20 protein-coding genes are annotated in these 17068 nt (G+C 71.9%); 12 read left to right on the top strand and 8 right to left on the bottom strand.

The features are described from left to right. Positions 1–4: 4 nt before the first annotated feature. Both BKA18_RS04715 and BKA18_RS04710 read left to right on the top strand, forming a co-directional pair. A complete protein-coding gene (locus BKA18_RS04715; RefSeq protein ID WP_366047487.1) occupies positions 5–481 on the top strand; it encodes an NUDIX hydrolase in 477 nt (158 codons plus the stop codon). A gap of 295 nt (positions 482–776) precedes the next feature. Beyond that, positions 777–1898, top strand: coding sequence for a helix-turn-helix domain-containing protein (locus tag BKA18_RS04710; protein ID WP_366047486.1), 1122 nt, complete (start codon positions 777–779; stop codon positions 1896–1898). Here BKA18_RS04710 and BKA18_RS04705 read toward each other — a convergent pair. From BKA18_RS04705 to BKA18_RS04685, 5 genes are all read right to left on the bottom strand, one after another. Then, a complete protein-coding gene (locus BKA18_RS04705; RefSeq protein ID WP_366047485.1) occupies positions 1810–2802 on the bottom strand; it encodes a zinc-dependent alcohol dehydrogenase family protein in 993 nt (330 codons plus the stop codon). The genes BKA18_RS04710 and BKA18_RS04705 overlap by 89 nt on opposite strands. After that, a complete protein-coding gene (locus BKA18_RS04700) occupies positions 2799–3650 on the bottom strand; it encodes a carbohydrate ABC transporter permease (RefSeq protein WP_366047484.1) in 852 nt (283 codons plus the stop codon). The genes BKA18_RS04705 and BKA18_RS04700 overlap by 4 nt, the downstream gene beginning before the upstream one ends. Next, a complete protein-coding gene (locus BKA18_RS04695) occupies positions 3647–4627 on the bottom strand; it encodes a carbohydrate ABC transporter permease (protein ID WP_366047483.1) in 981 nt (326 codons plus the stop codon). The genes BKA18_RS04700 and BKA18_RS04695 overlap by 4 nt, the downstream gene beginning before the upstream one ends. Continuing rightward, a complete protein-coding gene (locus BKA18_RS04690; protein ID WP_429638154.1) occupies positions 4608–5984 on the bottom strand; it encodes an ABC transporter substrate-binding protein in 1377 nt (458 codons plus the stop codon). The genes BKA18_RS04695 and BKA18_RS04690 overlap by 20 nt, the downstream gene beginning before the upstream one ends. Positions 5985–6182: 198 nt before the next feature. Further along, the gene (locus BKA18_RS04685) at positions 6183–6944 is read right to left on the bottom strand and encodes a DeoR/GlpR family DNA-binding transcription regulator (RefSeq protein WP_006607262.1); all 762 of its coding nucleotides are present in this window, start codon (positions 6942–6944) and stop codon (positions 6183–6185) included. A 192-nt stretch (positions 6945–7136) separates the two neighbouring features. On the opposite strand from BKA18_RS04685, the gene BKA18_RS04680 reads away from it, so the two are divergent. After that, complete coding sequence (locus BKA18_RS04680; RefSeq protein ID WP_366047482.1) at positions 7137–8420, top strand: vanadium-dependent haloperoxidase; 1284 nt, start codon at positions 7137–7139, stop codon at positions 8418–8420. A gap of 409 nt (positions 8421–8829) precedes the next feature. Here the strand turns inward: BKA18_RS04680 and BKA18_RS04675 are convergent, their stop codons facing one another. Further along, complete coding sequence (locus tag BKA18_RS04675) at positions 8830–10956, bottom strand: SpoIIE family protein phosphatase (RefSeq protein WP_366047481.1); 2127 nt, start codon at positions 10954–10956, stop codon at positions 8830–8832. 261 nt (positions 10957–11217) lie between these two features. Between BKA18_RS04675 and BKA18_RS04670 the strand changes: the two genes are divergently transcribed. The 9 genes from BKA18_RS04670 (at position 11218) to BKA18_RS04630 (ending at position 15317) form a co-directional block, all read left to right on the top strand. Continuing rightward, on the top strand, positions 11218–11610 hold the full coding sequence (locus BKA18_RS04670) for a gas vesicle protein GvpO (RefSeq protein ID WP_366047480.1): 393 nt from the start codon (positions 11218–11220) through the stop codon (positions 11608–11610). A gap of 85 nt (positions 11611–11695) precedes the next feature. Next, on the top strand, positions 11696–12148 hold the full coding sequence (locus tag BKA18_RS04665; RefSeq protein ID WP_366047479.1) for a gas vesicle structural protein GvpA: 453 nt from the start codon (positions 11696–11698) through the stop codon (positions 12146–12148). A 3-nt stretch (positions 12149–12151) separates the two neighbouring features. Continuing rightward, complete coding sequence (locus tag BKA18_RS04660; RefSeq protein ID WP_366047478.1) at positions 12152–12865, top strand: GvpL/GvpF family gas vesicle protein; 714 nt, start codon at positions 12152–12154, stop codon at positions 12863–12865. Between the two features lie 9 nt (positions 12866–12874). Beyond that, the gene (locus tag BKA18_RS04655) at positions 12875–13126 is read left to right on the top strand and encodes a gas vesicle protein GvpG (protein WP_366047477.1); all 252 of its coding nucleotides are present in this window, start codon (positions 12875–12877) and stop codon (positions 13124–13126) included. A 105-nt stretch (positions 13127–13231) separates the two neighbouring features. Then, positions 13232–13669, top strand: coding sequence for a gas vesicle protein (locus tag BKA18_RS04650; protein WP_366047547.1), 438 nt, complete (start codon positions 13232–13234; stop codon positions 13667–13669). Further along, complete coding sequence (locus tag BKA18_RS04645) at positions 13666–14481, top strand: GvpL/GvpF family gas vesicle protein (protein WP_366047476.1); 816 nt, start codon at positions 13666–13668, stop codon at positions 14479–14481. The genes BKA18_RS04650 and BKA18_RS04645 overlap by 4 nt, the downstream gene beginning before the upstream one ends. Then, positions 14478–14729 carry a gas vesicle protein gene (locus tag BKA18_RS04640; RefSeq protein WP_006607243.1) on the top strand — a complete coding sequence of 84 codons (252 nt, stop codon included), beginning with the start codon at positions 14478–14480 and terminating at the stop codon, positions 14727–14729. Before BKA18_RS04645 ends, BKA18_RS04640 begins: the two co-directional genes overlap by 4 nt. Continuing rightward, entirely contained in the window at positions 14719–15132 is a 414-nt protein-coding gene (locus BKA18_RS04635) for a gas vesicle protein K (RefSeq protein ID WP_366047475.1), read from the top strand. Before BKA18_RS04640 ends, BKA18_RS04635 begins: the two co-directional genes overlap by 11 nt. An 11-nt stretch (positions 15133–15143) precedes the next feature. Next, positions 15144–15317, top strand: a complete 174-nt coding sequence (locus BKA18_RS04630; protein WP_366047474.1) for a CsbD family protein — start codon at positions 15144–15146, stop codon at positions 15315–15317. Positions 15318–15392: 75 nt separating this feature from the next. Here the strand turns inward: BKA18_RS04630 and BKA18_RS04625 are convergent, their stop codons facing one another. Both BKA18_RS04625 and BKA18_RS04620 read right to left on the bottom strand, forming a co-directional pair. Further along, the gene (locus BKA18_RS04625; RefSeq protein ID WP_366047473.1) at positions 15393–15968 is read right to left on the bottom strand and encodes a Dps family protein; all 576 of its coding nucleotides are present in this window, start codon (positions 15966–15968) and stop codon (positions 15393–15395) included. Between the two features lie 82 nt (positions 15969–16050). Beyond that, positions 16051–17019, bottom strand: coding sequence for an SDR family NAD(P)-dependent oxidoreductase (locus BKA18_RS04620; RefSeq protein WP_366047472.1), 969 nt, complete (start codon positions 17017–17019; stop codon positions 16051–16053). Between the last annotated feature and the right edge of the window lie 49 nt (positions 17020–17068).

Below are 17068 nucleotides of genomic sequence, written 5' to 3'. Positions count from 1 at the left end.
CGCCATGGCGGGAAAACGAAGTGCCGGGCTGCTGTTGTACCGCCGCGCGGCGGGCGGAGTCGAGGTGCTGTTGGGGCACATGGGCGGCCCGTTGTGGGAGCGCCGGGACGCGCGGGCGTGGTCCGTGCCCAAGGGCGAGTACGTCCCTCCGGAGGAGGCGCAGGCCGCCGCCCGGCGGGAGTTCGAGGAGGAGTTGGGGATGCCGCCGCCCGACGGCCGCTACCTTCCCCTGGGGGAGGCGCGCCAGCCGAGCGGCAAGGTGGTGACCGTCTGGGCCGTCGAGGGCGATCTCGATCCGCGGCTCATCGTGCCCGGCACCTTCGAGATGGAGTGGCCGCGCGGCTCCGGAGTGACCGGCAGCTTCCCCGAGATCGACCGGGTGGCCTGGTTCCCGCCGCACGAGGCACGGGAGCGGTTGGTGGCGGGCCAGCAGGTGTTCCTGGACCGGCTGGCGGAGGAACTGGCGGGGGGCGAGGACTGAGCGCCGCAGACGTACGGGGCCGCCCGGAGTCAAGGGGCGCCCGGCGTCAAGGAGTCCAGCCGTCAACGGGCCCGGTGCCGCCGGCCGCGGCCCCCGCGAGAGCGGCCGGAAGGCCGCTGCACCGGCAGCAAAAGGGCGCCCCGCGCTCCCCACCTTCACCACCGCGCAGGCCGAAGGCCTCCAGTCGCCCTGTACACCCCCGTTCCCCGCCGGGCAGTCTGGCGGCGGGGCCCGCATGCCGGGCCCCGAACGGGGGGCCCTGGCCACAGGGTCATGAGCATGCCGCGGGGGCCGCATGTTGCGCATTCACTTCGAAGACCGGGATCTGGCACGCGTACAGATCGCCGCCGAACCCGATCCGCTCTGGGAAACGGTGCTGGCCATGCACCATCTGGCGCCGCCGGGGCGGGGTGTGCCGGTCTACGGCGCCTGGCGCGCCAGGGCCCGCCGCGAGCTGCACGAGCGGGGGCTGACCCGCGCCGCCGGACTGCTCAGCGCCCTGGCCCCGGCCGACGCCGCCTACTTCCCGGACTTCCTCACCCCCGATGCGGCCCGGGACGGCCTGGCCGCGGGCCTGGCCGCGCTGCGGGACACACCCCGGGAGCGGCTGGCCGCGGAGAGCGCGCGGGCCGGGCTGCCGGCCCGGCTCCCGCGCTGGACCGGAGCCCTGGCCGCAGGCAGCCGCGAGCCGCTCGACGAACTGGCCGCCGCGCTCCAGGAGGTGCACCGCGCGGTCGTCGCCCCGGACTGGACCCAGGTGTCCGCCACGGTCGACTCCGACCGGGGTGCCCGCGCCCGCACCCTCTGCCGCGACGGCGTCGACCGGCTGCTCCACACCTTCCGCCCGGCGCTGCGCTGGGAGCCGCCGGTGCTGTACGCCGACTACCCCTGCGACCGCGATCTGTGGCTGGGCGGGCGCGGGCTGCGGCTGATTCCGTCCCATTTCTGCTGGCGCAGACCCATCGCCCTCGCCGACCCCGGCCTGCCGCCGGTGCTGGTCCACCCGGTGGAACACCCCACGTCCTGGGCGCCGGCCGGCCCCCGCAGCTGCCATCCGCAGGCGCTGTCCACCCTGCTCGGCCGCACCCGGGCCCGTATCCTCGCGGCCCTCGACGACCCGGCCACCACCGGTGAACTCGCCCGCCGCCTACGGGTCTCCGCCCCCTCGGCCAGCGAGCATGTGAGCGCCCTGCGCGAGGCCAACCTCGCCCGCAGCCGGCGGGACGGCGGCTGCGTCATCCACGCCCTCACCCCGCTCGGCACGGCGCTACTGCACGGCGAACTCGCCCCCGCACGAACCGCGGGCGGAGCCCGCCGGCCGCCCGGCCTCACGGCCGTACCTGGATCTTCCTCCCTTCGCCGGCCCGGAAGCGGCCCAGCGCCTCGGCGTAGCGGTCCAGCGGCAGCCGGTCGCTGATGAAGACCTCCGGGTCCAGGACCCCGGCCGCGAAGAGCTCCGCGGCGCGCTCATAGCTGTGCAGGACCGCCATCGAGCCGGTGATGGTGATCTCCTGGTTGTAGATGCGGTAGGGCTCGATGACGGCCCGGGCCGCGTAGTCGGCGACGCCGAACTGCAGGAAGGTGCCGCCCTTGCCGACCCGTCCCAGCGCGTCCTGGATGGCGTGTTCGTTGCCGGTGGCGTCGATGACCACGTCCCAGCCGCGCGGGCGGTCCAGTTCGTCGGCGGAGCCGGCCGCGGCGCTGCAGCCCAGGGTCCGGGCGGTGGCCAGCCGCTGGGGGTTGATGTCGACGACGTCGACGCCGGCCGCGCCGGTGCGCTTGGCGAGCTCCAGCATCATCAGGCCCATCGTGCCCGAGCCGTAGATCAGGACCCGGGTGCCCAGTTGTGCCGAGCGCAGGATGTCGTAGCCGCGGACGGCGCAGGAGAGCGGCTCGATCAGGGCGGCGTCCTCGGTACGGACGTGCTCGGGCAGCTTGATGCAGTTCGCGACCGGCGCGACGGCGAATTCGGCGGCGCCGCCGGCCGTGGTCACCCCGATCGCGGACCAGCGCTCGCAGAGGTTGTTGCGGCCCAGGCGGCAGTAGTGGCACTCGTAGCAGTAGAGGGACGGGTCGACGGCCACCCGGTCGCCCTCGGTCAGTTCGGTCACGGCGCTGCCGGTGGCGACGACCGTACCGGCGAACTCATGGCCCGGCACGACGGGCAGGGTGGGGGCGAACTCGCCCTGGAGGATGTGCAGATCGGTGCCGCACAGTCCGCAGGCGGCGACCGAGACCACGACCTCGCGGGGGCCGGGCGTGGGGTCGTCGACGGTGGCGACCTCGACCTCGCCGGGGGCGCTGATCACTGCGGCTTTCATTTCACGGCTCCGAGCGAGAGGCCCTGGACCAGCTTGTCCTGGGCGGCGAACCCGGCGATGAGGACCGGGAGGGAGATGACGGTGGCGGCGGCGCACACCTTGGCCAGGAAGAGGCCCTGGCTGGTGACGAAGCCGGTCAGGAACACCGGCGAGGTACCGGCCATGATGCCGGTCAGGACCCGGGCGAACAGCAGCTCGTTCCAGCTGAAGATGAACGAGATCAGGGCGGTCGCCGCGATTCCCGGCATGGCCACCGGGGCGACGATCCGGAGCAGGGTGGTGTGCAGTCCCGCGCCGTCGATCGACGCGGCCTCCAGGATCTCGACCGGGACCTCGGAGAGGAACGAGCGCATCATCCACACCGCGATCGGCAGATTCATCGAGGTGTAGAGGATGACCAGCAACCAGATGCTGTCCAGCATCCCGGTGTTCTGCGCGACGAGATAGATCGGCAGCAGACCGGCCACCAGGGGCAGCATCTTCGTGGAGAGGAAGAAGAACAACACGTCGCTCCACTTGCGTACCGGCTTGATCGACAGCGCGTACGCCGCCGGGATGGCCAGCAGCAGCACGACGAGTGTGGAGACGACGGAGGCGGTCATCGAGTTGATCAGCGGTGGCCAGGGGCTGACGCCGGTGCCCTCGCCGAAGAACTCGCGGTAGCCGTGCAGGCTGAGCCCGGCACCGATGCTGGGCGGGTTGGTCGCCGCGTCCGTCTCGCTGTGGAAGGACGTCAGAACCATCCACGCGACGGGCAGGAAAAAGGTGATCCCGCACAGCCAGGCCACCAGGCCCAGCAGACTCCCGGACCGGCGCCGGCGGCGCAGCGGCATGGTGGTGGTGCTCATCGGGTGACCTCCTCACGCAGCAGGGACGAGACGGTGCGCAGCGCGAAGGTGGCCACGACCAGCGAGCACAGCACCACGACGACGCCCTGTGCGGAGGCCCGTCCGTAGTCGTGGGCCTGGTAGAAGGTCTGGTAGATGGTGTACGGCAGGTTGGCGGTGCCCAGCCCGCCGGAGGTGAGGGTGAACACCGCGTCGAAGTTCTGGACGACGTACACGGTCCCCAGCAGCGCGGCCAGTTCGAGGTAGCGGCGCAGATGCGGCAGGGTCAGATACCGGAAGATGTCGAAAGGGGAGGCGCCGTCCATCCGGGCCGCCTCGATGGCGTCCCCCGGCCGGCTCTGCAGCCCGGCCAGCAGGATCAGCATCATGAACGGTGTCCACTGCCAGATCAGCGACACCTCCACGGCGGCGAGCGGTGAGTCGGTCATCCAGTCCGGCTGCGGCGGGTTGTCGCTGCCGAACAGCCCCCATATCCAGGTCAGCGCGCCGTTGAGCAGCCCGTACGAGGCGTTGTAGAGGGCGTGCTTCCAGAGCAGGGCGGAGGCGACGGGTACCACCAGGAACGGCGTGATGAGCAGGGTGCGGACGATGCCGCGGCCGCGGAAGCTGCGGTCCAGCAGCAGCGCGAGACCCAGCCCCAGCAGCAGGCTGACCAGCACCACGGTCACCGTCAGCAGCACTGTGGTGAGGACCGACGACCGCATGGCCGGGTCGGCGAAGACGGCGGTGTAGTTGTCGAAGGCGGCGAAGCCGCGGTTGCCGGGGTTCAGCGCGTTCCACCGGGTGAAGGAGAACACCACGGTTGCCACGAAGGGCAGTTGGGTCACGATGATCAGGAAGACGAGGGCGGGCAGCAGCGGAGCTCGCCGGGCCCAGTCCTTCGTGCGCTGGGCCCGCCGGGCGCGGGCCGTCCGACGGCCGGTCGCCGTCACGACGGCCTCGACGGACCGGGGCGCCTCAGTTGTTTGCGTGTGCATCGGATACTTCCTTGGCCAGTCGCTGGCTCTTCTTGAGGGCCTCGGGCACGCTCTGCTTGCCGGCGATCGCCGAACTCACCTCGTTGGAGACCTTGGTGCCGAGGTCGGCGAACTCGGGGATACCGACGAACTGGATACCGGGGGCCGGGCGCGGCTGGACGCCGGGGTCGTTGGGCTTTGCCGAGCTGATCGCCTGCTGGGTCGCGGGGGCGAAGGCACCCGAATTCTTCAGGTACTGGGGGTTCCGGTAGAGCGACGCCCGCTTGCCCGCAGGCACCTTCGACCAGCCCAGTGTGCGGCCCACCAACTGCTCGTACCCCTGGCTGGAGGCCCAGCGGATGAACTTCCAGGCCGCGTCCTGGTGCGTGCTGGCCTTCTGCAGGCCCCACGCCCAGGTGTAGAGCCAGCCTGAGCTGGCGGTCTTCTCGACCGGCGCCGGTGCGTAGCCGACCTTCCCCGCGACCTTCGAGTCGGAGCTCTCCAGCGAGCCTGCGCCGGCGGTCGCGTCGTACCACATGGCGACCTTGCCCTGCTGCATGTCGTTGAGGCACTCGGTGTAGCCGGCCTGTGCGGCGCCCGCCTCGCCGTGCTTGCGGACCAGGTCGACGTAGAACTGCGTGGCCTTGGTGAATTCCGGGCTGTCGACCTTGGCCTGCCAGTCCTTGGCGAACCAGGTGCCACCGAAGGTGTTGACGACGGTGGTCAGCGGGGCGACCACCTGGCCCCAGCCGACCTGGCCACGCAGGCAGATGCCCTTCATGCCCTTGCGGTATCCGTCCAACTTCTCTGCCATCGCGGCGACTTGGTGCCACGTGGGATGGGCGGGCATGGTCAGCCCGGCCGCCTGGAAGACGTCCTTGCGGTACATCAGGAACGACGATTCGCCGTAGAAGGGCTCCGCGTAGACCTTGCCGTCGGCGGCGGTGAGTGAGGAGCGGACCGGGTTGAGAATGTCGCTCTGGTCGAACTTCGGGTCCTTCTCGGCCCGATCGCCGAGCGGGGCGAGCCAGCCGTTGCGGGCGTAGATCGGCGTCTCGTAATTGCTCAGGCTGGCCACGTCGTACTGCCCGGCCTGGCTGGAGAAGTCCTGGCTCATCTTGTCGCGCAGATCGTCCTCCGGCAGCACGGTGTAATTCACCTTGATGCCGGTCTCCTTGGTGAAGTGCTCGGCGGTGAGCCGCTGCAGATCCACCATCTGCGGGTTGTTCACCATCAGCACATTGATGGTGTTCGGGTCGCCCTTGCCCACGTTGCCGGCGCCGGAGCAGCCGGCGACGGACAGCGTCAGTGCCAGGGCGACCGAGGTCAGCCCTATGGTGCGGCCGGTACGGCCTCGCCCGGTGAATCGTGCTCTCACGGCTCTTGCCCTTCTGAAGACATCTGGGGAGATGGAGATATCTGGGGAGATGGGTGTGCTTGCGGTACTGGTGAGGCGGTTGCCGCGGTGGTCCGGGTAGGCCCGAGGGACCGTCGTGGGCCGGGGTGTGGCCTACGGCGGTGCGGTGGCGGTGGTTCGTTCGTACGGGGCCGGTCGTCCGGGCGGCCCCCGCCCGGGTCAGACCCGGAGCACCTGCGGCCCCAGGAGGGAGTAGCGATGCGCCTCCGGCGCGGACAGACCCGCGTCGGTGACGATCGTGTGGAAGTCGCTGACGTCGGCGAACCGGCAGAAGCTGCTGGCGCCGAACTTGCTGTGCACCGCGACCAGCACCCGCCGCCGCGACGAGCGCACCGCCTGCTCCTTCACCTCGGCGACCGCCGGATCGGGGGTGGTCAGCCCGTGCTCCCGGGAGACGCCGTTCGCCCCCAGGAACGCCAGGTCGATCACGAACCGGGCGAGCATGTCCCGGGCCCAGGAGCCCACCGTCGCCTGCGTACCGGAGCGGACCCGCCCGCCGGCCAGCAGGACGGTGGTCGACTCGGACTCCGCGACCAGCGACGCGGTCCGCAGCGACGCGGTGATCACGGTCAGCGGACGGTCGGTGGGCAGCAGCATCGCGACCAGCTCCGGGGTGTAGCCCTCGTCGAGGAACACCGTCTCGGCCTCACCCACCAGCGTGGCCGCGGCCGCCGCGACCCGGCGTTTCTCGTCCACCTGCTGGGTCTGCCGCCGGGCCAGCGTGGTCTCGAACCCGGCACTCTCGACCGCGTACGCCGCGCCGTGCGTACGCCGGACCAGGCCGCGGCGCTCCAGCTCGCTCAGATCGCGCCGTACGGTCTCGCGGGCGACCCCGAATTCCGCTGCGGCATCGGCGACCTCGACCCGGCCGGCCTGCCGGGCGAGCGCGAGGATGCGGTGCTGGCGTTCCTCGGCCCTCATGGCTCACTCCTGGCTGAATCTGATCGTTTCGGCTTTTGCGTTCGGTCACGGGACTGCCCGTTTCCGCCCGCATCAGGTTTATAGCAACCAGGGTGGCGCGAAAGGCTGCCCGTAACCACAGAAAACCTGCCCGTTTCTGCCCGCACCGGGGTGCTGTCAGCCTGGCCAGGTGCACGAACGGGTCTCACGGCGGTGGCGGGCCCCACCGCCACCGCCGTCCATCAGCCGCCGCCCGCGGCGGACCCCGCGGCGGTCCGTGACTGGAACGCCATCGCCACCGACACCATCAGCACCAACCTCGGCCCCACCCGCCCCTCCGGGCAGGCGGTCGTCTGGCACGGTTTCGTCTCGGCCGCCGTCTACAACGCCGTGGTCGGCATCCAGGGCCGCTACGCCCCGTACAAGTGGCGGGCGCGGGGGCCCTCCACCGCCTCGCCCGAGGCGGCGGCCGTAACCGCCGCACACCACGTACTGGTCGCCTACTTCCCGGCCTCGCGGGCGCCGCTCGATGCCGCGTACGCCGATTCCCTGGCCAGGATCCCCGACGGCACGGCGAAGACGCAGGGCGTGGCCTTCGGGGCACGCGCTGCCGACCACCTCACCGCCCTGCGCGAAGGCGACGGCCGGTTCGCCACGGTGGAGTTCACCATGCCGCCCGCACCCGGCGTCTGGCGGCCCACCCCGCCCGCCCACCTGCCCTTCATCGATACCTGGCTCGGGAAATTGCGCCCCATGGTGCTCACCTCCCCGGCCCAGTTCCGTCCCGGCCCGCCGCCCGCGCTGCCCTCGGCCCGCTACGCCCGGGACGTGAACGAGGTGAAGACCATGGGGGCGAGAACCGGCTCGCCGCGTACCCCGCAGCAGACCGAGACCGCGCTGTTCTTCGGCGGCAGTCTGGTGGTGCAGCTCCAGTCGGCGTACCGCGACTACACCGCCCGGCACGATCTGGACATCGCCGACACCGCGCGGATGATCGCCGCGGCGAACGCCTCGGCCACCGACGCCGTCGTCACCGCCTGGAACGCCAAACTCCACTACGGATTCTGGCGGCCCCTCACCGCCATCCAGCTCGCCGACACCGACGGCAACCCCGCGACCGACCCCGACCCACAGTGGCAGCCGCTGCTGATCACCCCACCGCACCCCGACTACCTCAGCGGTCACGCGACGGTCGCCGGCGCCGTGACCCGGACCCTGACCGGAATCCTCGGCACCGCGCACCTCGACCTCAACGTCTCCTCCGAGGCCACCGGCACCACACGGCACTACGACGACGGCGTCCGCTTCAACGAGGACATGATCAACGCCCGGGTCTGGGCCGGAATCCACTTCCGCACCGCAGACGTCACCGGCTGCCACGCCGGCGACCGCATCGGCGCCTGGACGCTCACCCACTCCTTCCAACCGCTGCGCCCGGCCCGCCCGCACGCCACGCCGCCGGGCCGACCGATCTGCCCGCACGGCACCGCGCGCTGACCGTGCCCGCACCGCTCGTCGGCCACCGTACGCACGCGGGCCTGCGACGCCCGGCACCGCACTCCCCCAGCTAGGGGGTACCCCACGCGGCGTTGTCGCATCACCCGTGATCCTCGACCCCTGGAAAACAGTTCGATGGCTTCGCGGAGCCCTGGCACAGTGGCGCACCACGGATGATTCCGAGCTCGTGACCACTGCGGACGCGCAGCTCATGCAGGGCCTGGCGCAGCGGGTTACCGCCCTCCGTCCCGACCTGGTGAACGGCCACGCGACGTACGGAGAGCCGGCCTGGAACTGGGGCATCCCGGCTACCGGCGGCTCGGGTTGGGCAGGGCGATGCTGCTCCACGGGATGCAGTTGGCGCGGGAGGCCGGGGCCCACCACATGACGGTCGCCTGTCCGGGTGCGCTCACACGGGGATGGCCGGCCCGACCGGCAGGGCCGACAACAGCAGTAGCGCGACATCGTCCTGACGGTCCGTGTCGGCGTGCTGGTTCTCCAGGAGGGCGTCGGCGAGGCGCTCGGGGCTCAGGGGTGGGGCGTCGTTGAGGCGGCCGGCCAGGTCGGCGACGGAGCGATCCGGATCGACGCCCGGGGTTTCGACCAGGCCGTCGGTGTAGAGGGCCAGAACGGACTTCGGGGGCAGGGTGATCTCCGTGGCGGAGTAGCGGGCGTCCGGGTCGATGCCCAGGAGGAGGCCGGGCGGCACGTGCAGTACCGAGGTGTGCCGGTCGGGGTGGCGGAGGATGGGCGGCGGATGACCGGCGCCGGCCAGGCACGCCCGCCGGGTCCGCAGGTCGATGCGGACGTACAGGCAGCTGGTGAACAGATCCGGGTCCAGGTCGGTCAGCAGCCGGTTCGTACGGGCCAGCACCTCTCCGGGGGGCACACCCGCGGTGGCATAGGCGCGGACGGCGGTGCGGGCCTGGCCCATGAAGGCGGCGGCCGTCGCGTTGTGGCCCTGCACATCACCGATGACGGCGGCGATGTGGCCCTCGTCGAGCCGGATCAGGTCGTAGAAGTCGCCGCCGATCTCCATACCGCGGGTCGACGGGAGGTAACGGCCGGCGACCGCGAACCCGGGCACCGCGGGCAGGCTGTGCGGCAGCAGGCCGGCCTGCAGGTCGTGGGCCAGCTGCTGTTTGGTGTCGTAGAGCCGGGCCCGGTCGAGCGCCTGGGCGATCAGCCCCGCCAGCGAGGTGAGGACCTGGCGTTCCTCCGGGCTGAAGGTACGGGGCCGGGTGTACGAGAGGATGCAGCAGCCGACCGGGCGGCCGGAGACCACCAGCGGCAGCACGGCCCGGGAGGCCTTGCCGGTCAGCTGCAGCAACCCCGGGTAGTCGCGTTCGCTCTCTTCGGGAGAGCTGAAGAAACAGGGCTCCCCGGTGGCGAGGGCGCGTACGGCAGGGCTGTTGGCGGCGTCCAGGGCGACACCTTCGAAGGCGGCGACGGCCTCAGGGGGGTATCCGCGGTGGCCGATGGTGTGCAGCCGGCCGCCCTCCGCCGCGTACATGATCATGCCCTGGGCGCCGAACGCCGGCACGATCTGGCCGGCGATGAGATCGACGACATCCCGCACGCCCACGGCCTCGGTGAGGGCCGCCGCAAGATGCAGGACGTGGTAGATCTGCCCGGCCCGCACGGGTACGACCTCGCCTTGCGCGGGAGGGGGCGCCACCGGGCCGTAGTCCTTGCCCGAGGGGCCGATCCATACGCTCAGCCCCCGGGCGTCCGGGAACAGCCGGAAGGTGAGCCACTGGTCCGGGGGCCGGCAGGCGGTGAACGACATCGGGCGGCGGCTGATCACCGCGGCGCGGTAGCGGTCTTCGAAGGCGGGGTCGCGCAGCCACGGCAGGGCGTCCCAGGGGCGCGAGCCGAGCAGCCGCGCCTCCTGCTCGCCGAGCAGCTCCGCCGCGCCCGTGGTGACCAGGGTGAAGCGCCCCTCCAGGTCGAGGGCGCAGCAGCCGCCGGGCAGCCGCTCCAGGTAGGCGACGGCCGCCAGCGCCTCGGCGTGGCCCACGGTCCGCGCCGGAGGCGGCGAGAGGACCCGCGGGGCGCCGGTGGGCGCGGCGGCGGTGCCGGGCCGGGGGAGTTCGTCCAGCAGCGCCGCCAGACGCCGGCAGGCGGCCTGAACCGCTTCGGATTCGTACCCCGACAACTGCGGTGCGTGGCCGGCCGGCCACAACAACAGCAGGGCGCCCCGGCCGTCGCCGCGCTCGCCGACCGGAGCCGCCGCCAGTGCGAAGTCATAGGGCACGGCCACCGCCGTACGGGGAAAGTCGCGGGCCATCTGCTGCTGGCCGCCCGCCCACACCAGCCGCTGCTCGCGGGCCGCGACGGCGACCGGAATCGGGGCCGCCAGCGCGACCCGGCTCCACGGCTCCAGGAACGGCGCCGGTATCCCGCTCATGGCGGTGAGCTGCAGCACCGGCTCATCGGCCGCCAGCTCGTAGAGGCCGCCGGCGGACGCCCCGGTCTCCCGCAGGGCGCCGAGCAGGGCCCGGTCCACCGGATCCGCCCCGGCCCAGCCGGTCATCGCTCACCTACACACAGCTGTCGCGCCATCGAGACCACTCCGGCCCGCTGGTTCTCCCGGGCCGAGACCGTCGCGGCGTCTCTGCCGGGTCAGTGCTGACGTTACGCCGCCGACCGGGCTGCGGCACTCGGATCCCGGACCGCCCGGTGCTCCCATGGGCACGGCGCGCTCAAGATGCGCACAGCTCAAGCCGTATATCATGTAGGGACGCCTCTTGGAAGTGGCGTGGGCAGCATGTCGCCTCCGAATCCGGAGAGGACCATGGCCACAGGCGAAGAGGACGACACGGACCGAGTCCGGCGTCCGTCCAGCAAGAAGACCGCCAGGAAAACCGTCAAAAAGACCAGCAGTACCCGGGCCGAGAGCCGCGAGAGCGGGACGGAACGCGTGGCCCGCCGCGTTTCGGCACCACGCGCCATGCGGTACGCGTCCGAGCAGCTCGAACAGCTGCTGGGGCGGGTCCCCGAGTCCGTCTCCGCGGTGCAGCCGACGGAGGACGGCTGGCAGGCGGATGTGGAAGTCCTGGAGCTGGAACGGGTGCCGGGGACCACGAGCGTGATGGCGACGTACCGGGTGACGCTGGACGAGGAAGGCGAACTCGTGGCGTACGAGCGCACCCGCCGTTACACCCGCGGCCAGATCGACCGGCGTTGAGGCCGGGCCGGCCGCAGCACCACGTTCGCCAGGCGAACGACTCGGCCGCTCCGCACCGCGGGGCGAGCCGCTGAAGGGAGGCACCATGACTGTGGTGCCGCAAGGCGGAGGGACCCTCGCCCCTGGTGGCGGGGGAGGCTCCGGAAATCTCTACGAGATCCTCGATCTGATTCTGGACCGCGGTCTGGTGATCGATGTCTTCGCGCGGGTGTCGTTGGTCGGCATCGAAATCCTCAAGATCGATGCCCGCGTCGTCGTGGCGAGCGTGGACACCTACCTGCGCTTCGCCGAGGCCTGCAACCGCCTCGACCTGGAGGCGGGACGCAAGGCGCCCTCCCAGCTGACCGATCTGGTCGGCGAGGTCACCGAGGGTGGTTCGCACGGCAAGGCCAAGGGCGCACTGTCCGGAGCCGCGGAGGCCGTCAGCGACGCCCTCAAGGGCGACGGCGACGACGAGGAGCATGAGGAGAAGCAGAAGGAGCCTGCCGGCCGGCATGAGCGGTCGGCTCGTCGTCCGGCCCGGCGCCGGAAGGAGTGAGCGATGCCCGTCTATGTCTACTCCATCGTCGCAACCAGCCACCCCCAGCGCCTCAACGGCCTGAACGGGGTGGGCGACCCGCCGTCCGCGCTGCGCACGGTGCAGAGCGGGGAACTCACCGCCGTCGTGAGCGACGCCCCCGAGGAGCTGCGCCCCAAACGCCGCGACCTCGGCGCGCATCAGGCCGTCCAGGAAGCGCTGATGGCCGACGGCACCGTCCTGCCCCTGCAGTTCGGCTTCACCACCGCGGACGACGACTCCGTACGGGACGTGCTGGAGGAGCGTGCGGAGATATACGCCGAACGGCTGGAGGCGCTGGAGGGCTGCGCGGAGTACCACCTCAAGGCCAGCCAGGCCGAGGAGGCGCTGCTGCGGCAGATCCTCTTGGAGTCGGACCAGGCACGCGCACTGAACGAACAGATCAGAAGCGGCACCGGCGGCCCGGAAGTACCCCTCGCCCTCGGTGAGTTGGTCGCCGCGGAAGTACAGGCACGTGAGGAACAGCTCGCCGACCGGATCGTCGGGGCGCTGCGCGGATTCGCGCGGGAGGAGCGCCTGTCCCAGGCGACCGGCGACGACTTCCTGAGCGTGTCCTTCCTCGTGGAGCTGGACAACGAGAAGAGCTTCCTCGGCGCGGAGCAGGATCTCGCCCACGAGCTGGGGGAGGACTTCGACCTCCGGCTGATCGGCCCGCTGCCCGCCTACAGTTTCGTCTAGGGAGTCCCCATGGGACTGTTGAGCCACCTCGCCACCCTTCCGCTGGCGCCCGTGCGCGGCGTGGCCTGGGTCATGGAACGCGTCGTCGACGCCGCGGAGGAGGAGTACTACGACCCTGCACCCATCGAGCGGGAACTCGCCGCGCTCGAACGGGCGCTGCTCGCGGGCGAGATCGACGAGGAGACCTTCGACCGGCGCGAGGACGAACTGCTGGACCGGCTGGACGAGATCAGGGCTCATGTGCAGGGCACCGGCAGCTGACCACGGCCACCGGGGAGCCGGAGCGCGGGCGCGCGCTCCGGCCACAATGCCGGGACACCCGGGAATCGAGGTGCAGCGGCCGTGAACGAACCCGTGGCACGGAGGATGGGTGACTACCCGTCCAGGGCCGGCCCGTACGGCGGCCAGGGCTCCTCGGCCAACCTCGCCGACATCCTGGAACGCGTCCTGGACAAGGGCATCGTCATCGCGGGCGACATCCAGATCAACCTGCTCGACATCGAACTGCTCACCATCAAACTCCGCCTGCTGGTCGCCTCGGTGGACAAGGCGAAGGAGATGGGCATCGACTGGTGGGAGCACGACCCCGCGCTCTCCTCCCGCGCCGCCGACGGCTACCACTCGCTCGCCGAGGAGAACCGGCGGCTGCGCGCCGAGATCGAGGCCCTGCGCCAGGGCGACGAGCTGCCGCCGGCCGAGGAGGAGGACGAGGAGAGCCGCCCCGCGCCGCGCCGTGCCGCCCGGACCTCCCGCGCCAAGCGGGCCGAGCCCCGCCCCCGGAGCAAGCGGCGGGACGAATCATGACCGGGACCATGAGCTATGCGTACGCCGTCGCCCGGGACGACGACGACACGCTGGCGCAGGCGCTGTCCGGTCTGCCGGGTGTGGCGGACGCGCCGGTGCACCTGGTGCGCGCGGGCCGGCGGGGCGAGATGGTGGTCGCCGTGAGCCCGGTGCCCGAGCCGGACTTCCAGGAGTCCGCGCTGCGCGCCCACTTGGAGGACCTGGACTGGCTGGAGTCGGTGGCCCGCGCCCACCACCGGGTGATCGGGGCGCTGGCCGAGCGCACCACCGTCCTGCCGCTGCGGCTGGCGACGGTGTACCTCGACGACGAGCGGGTGCGGCAGATGCTCGACGCCCGCCAGGAGTCTTTCGCCGGCCGGCTGGCCGACCTCACCGCCCACACCGAGTGGGGCGTCAAAATCTACGTCGAGGCGCCCGCGGCCACCGAGCGCCCGGCCGTGCCGCCGGCCGCGGCGGACCTGAGCCCCGGGCGGGCCTACCTCAGCCACCGCCGGGCGCAGCGGCACGCCCGCGAGGACGCCTACCGGGACGCCGAAGAGGTCGCCCGGCGCGTCGAGGACGCCGCCCGGCACCACGCCGTCGACCGGGTCCAGCACCGCGCCCAGCAGGGCGAACTCGCCCGCGGGCCGGGGGAGAACGTCGTCAACGACGCCTACCTCGTACCGGTGGGGCACGCCGAGGGCTTCCGCGCCGACGTCCTGCGGGCCGGCGAGGGACTGACCGGGGTCCGGGTCGAGGTCACCGGGCCATGGGCCCCGTACTCCTTCGCCACGCCCCCCGAAACCGAGCCGATGAAGCGAGCCGCACCGTGAGGGCGGCGGACGGCCGGCCGCCGGCAGTGGCGCAGGAGCCGCTGCCGGACCGCCAGATCGCGCTGATCGACCTGCTGGACCGGCTGCTCAGCGGGGGCGTGGTCCTCACCGGCGATGTCGTGCTGTCCATCGCCGACATCGACCTCGTCCGCATCTCGCTGCGCGCGCTGATCGTCTCCATCAGCGAGCAGATGCCCGCCCCGTGGTCCGCCACCGCACCCCCGGTACGCGACGGTCATGACGGATGAGGACCGCCGCCCCGCCAGCCGCTTCGACGATGTCGCCGACGCGGCCGCCCGGGCGTTCCGGCTGCTGCCCGCGGCCCCGCAGGACGAACTGCCGCCCGGCGGCGGGGAACGACGCGGCCCGGCACACCGGCTGCGCACCAACCCGGACACGGTCGAGCGCGACCTCATCAAGCTCGTGCTCACCCTCGTCGAGCTCCTGCGCCAGCTCATGGAACGTCAGGCCCTGCAACGGGTCGACTCCGGAGACCTCACCGAGGAACAGGAGGAGCGCCTGGGAGCGACGCTGATGATTCTGCACGACCGCATGGTGGAACTCTGCACCCAATACGACCTCTCGATGCAGGACCTCAATTTGGATCTCGGCCCGCTCGGGACGTTGCTGCCACCCGCTGAATCACCCTGAAGGAGCGTGACATGGGAATCGCAAAGAAGACCAGGAACCTCGGCCACATCGTCGAGGGAAAGGCCATGCAAACGACCGGCAAGGCGCTGGGCAACAAAAGTCTGGCCCGGAGAGGGAAAGCCGAACAGGTGAGGGGCAAAGTGTTGCAGGCAATGGAGAAGGGCAGGGACTCGCTCAAGCACTGACCGGCACGGCCCCGCCGCCGCACTCCCTGCGACGACGGGGCCGGCGTCTTGTGCCGGGAGACCTTCCGGCCCGGCTCAGGGCTGTCGGCTCGCCTGCTGGACGGCCACCCGGCCCGCCACGGCCTCGCCCCGGGCCGCGCCGGTGCTGAGCGTGCCGCCGGCGCTCTCCAGATGCGCCCGGACGAACCACTGGAACAGCTCCAGCGACCGCAGATGCTCGATGAGCAGGTCCTGGGTCACCGGATCGACCCCGTCGGTGGCGGCCACCGCCGCCCGGTGGTCCTTGATGATCCCGGAGTAGACGACATCCAGCGCACCCAGGTGCGCGATCGCGTCCGCCCGTCCGACGGAGTAGTCCTCCCAGGTCCGCTCCGCGGCCAGCGCGCCCGGCGTGCCGGTCGGGGAGCCGCCGAGGGTCGCGATGCGCTCCGCGGTGGCATCGACCATGCCGCGGACGGAATCGACTTGCGGATCGAGCATTTCGTGGACGGCGATGAAATGCGGCCCCACGACATTCCAGTGCACATGCTTGAGCGTCAGAGCCAGATCATTGAGCGCATGCAGCCTCAGCCGCAGACGTTCGATGACCTCTCCGCCCTCGGCCTCGGTCAGGCCGGGCACGGTGTATGCGGGGGAATTGCTCGCGGCCACGGTGAACTCTCCTTTCACCACAGGTCGGTTCTTCCTGCGATGATGGACCGGGTGCCCGGCAATTCCGCACGGAAACATCTCCTCAGCGCTGATTGAAGCGGTCCGCCGCCCGTTCGTTGAGGGCGCCGAGGACCGCGCGCAGCCGAGGGGCGGGCGGCTGCTCCCCGGCCTCGACCGCCGAGCCGCGCACGGTTTCGCGGGTGCCGTCACGCGGCAGCACCCGGGCGGCCGCCGACACCAGCCGGGTGGTGGTCACCGGCGCCAGCCCATGAGCCGTGGCGCCGAGCCGGGCCGCCGGTGTCAGCACCAGGCGCGGGCGCCGGCGCTGGAGCGCGGTCACGATGCGGTCCGCCGCCCGCTCGGCGTTCATCGACAGCAACGGCGCCCCGGCCACCGCGGAGAACCACCCGTACTCCCGCCGCCGGTCCCCGCCGAAGAACGCATGGACATGCGCCCCGGTGCGCATCAGGCCGGGGTGGACCGCGGTCACCGAGACGCCGTGCGGGGCCTCCTCCGCGTGCAGCCCGTCGGCCAGCGCGGCCACCGCCGACTTGGCGCAGGAGTACGGCAGCAGATGCGGCACCGCCAGCAGACCGCCGACCGACCCGATGAGCACCAGCCGGCCGCCGGCCGGGCTGCGCCGGAGGTGGGGGAGGGCGGCCAGCGCGGTGTTCAGGGCACCGTTGAACACCGAGTCCATCGCGTCCTGGAAACCCTCGGCGCCGAGGGCCTCCGCGGGGCCGACCTGGATGATGCCGGCGTTCGCGATGACGATGTCCAGCCCCCCGCGGTCCCCGGCGATCTCCGCGAGACGGTCGCGCACCGCGGCCCGGTCCCGTACATCGCACACCATCCCGTGCACCGTGCCGCCGCGGAACGGGCCGAGCTTGCCGACCGCCCTGCCCAGTTCGGCGTCGTCCCTGGCCAGCAGCACGACGTCACAGCCGCGCCGCAGCAACTCGCGGGCCAGCAGCAGCCCGAGCCCCCGCGAACCGCCGGTGACGACGGCGGTGAGCCCTTCGATCGAGGGAGGAGGCGGAAACACACGCATGGTGAGTCCTTCCATCGGGCGCCGGCCGGCGCGGGCGGGAGACGTGAAC

It is taken from the genome of Streptomyces auratus, from assembly GCF_050433025.1.
Taxonomy (GTDB): Bacteria; Actinomycetota; Actinomycetes; order Streptomycetales; family Streptomycetaceae; genus Streptomyces; species Streptomyces sioyaensis.
This window is presented reverse-complemented; position numbering and strand designations above follow the sequence as displayed.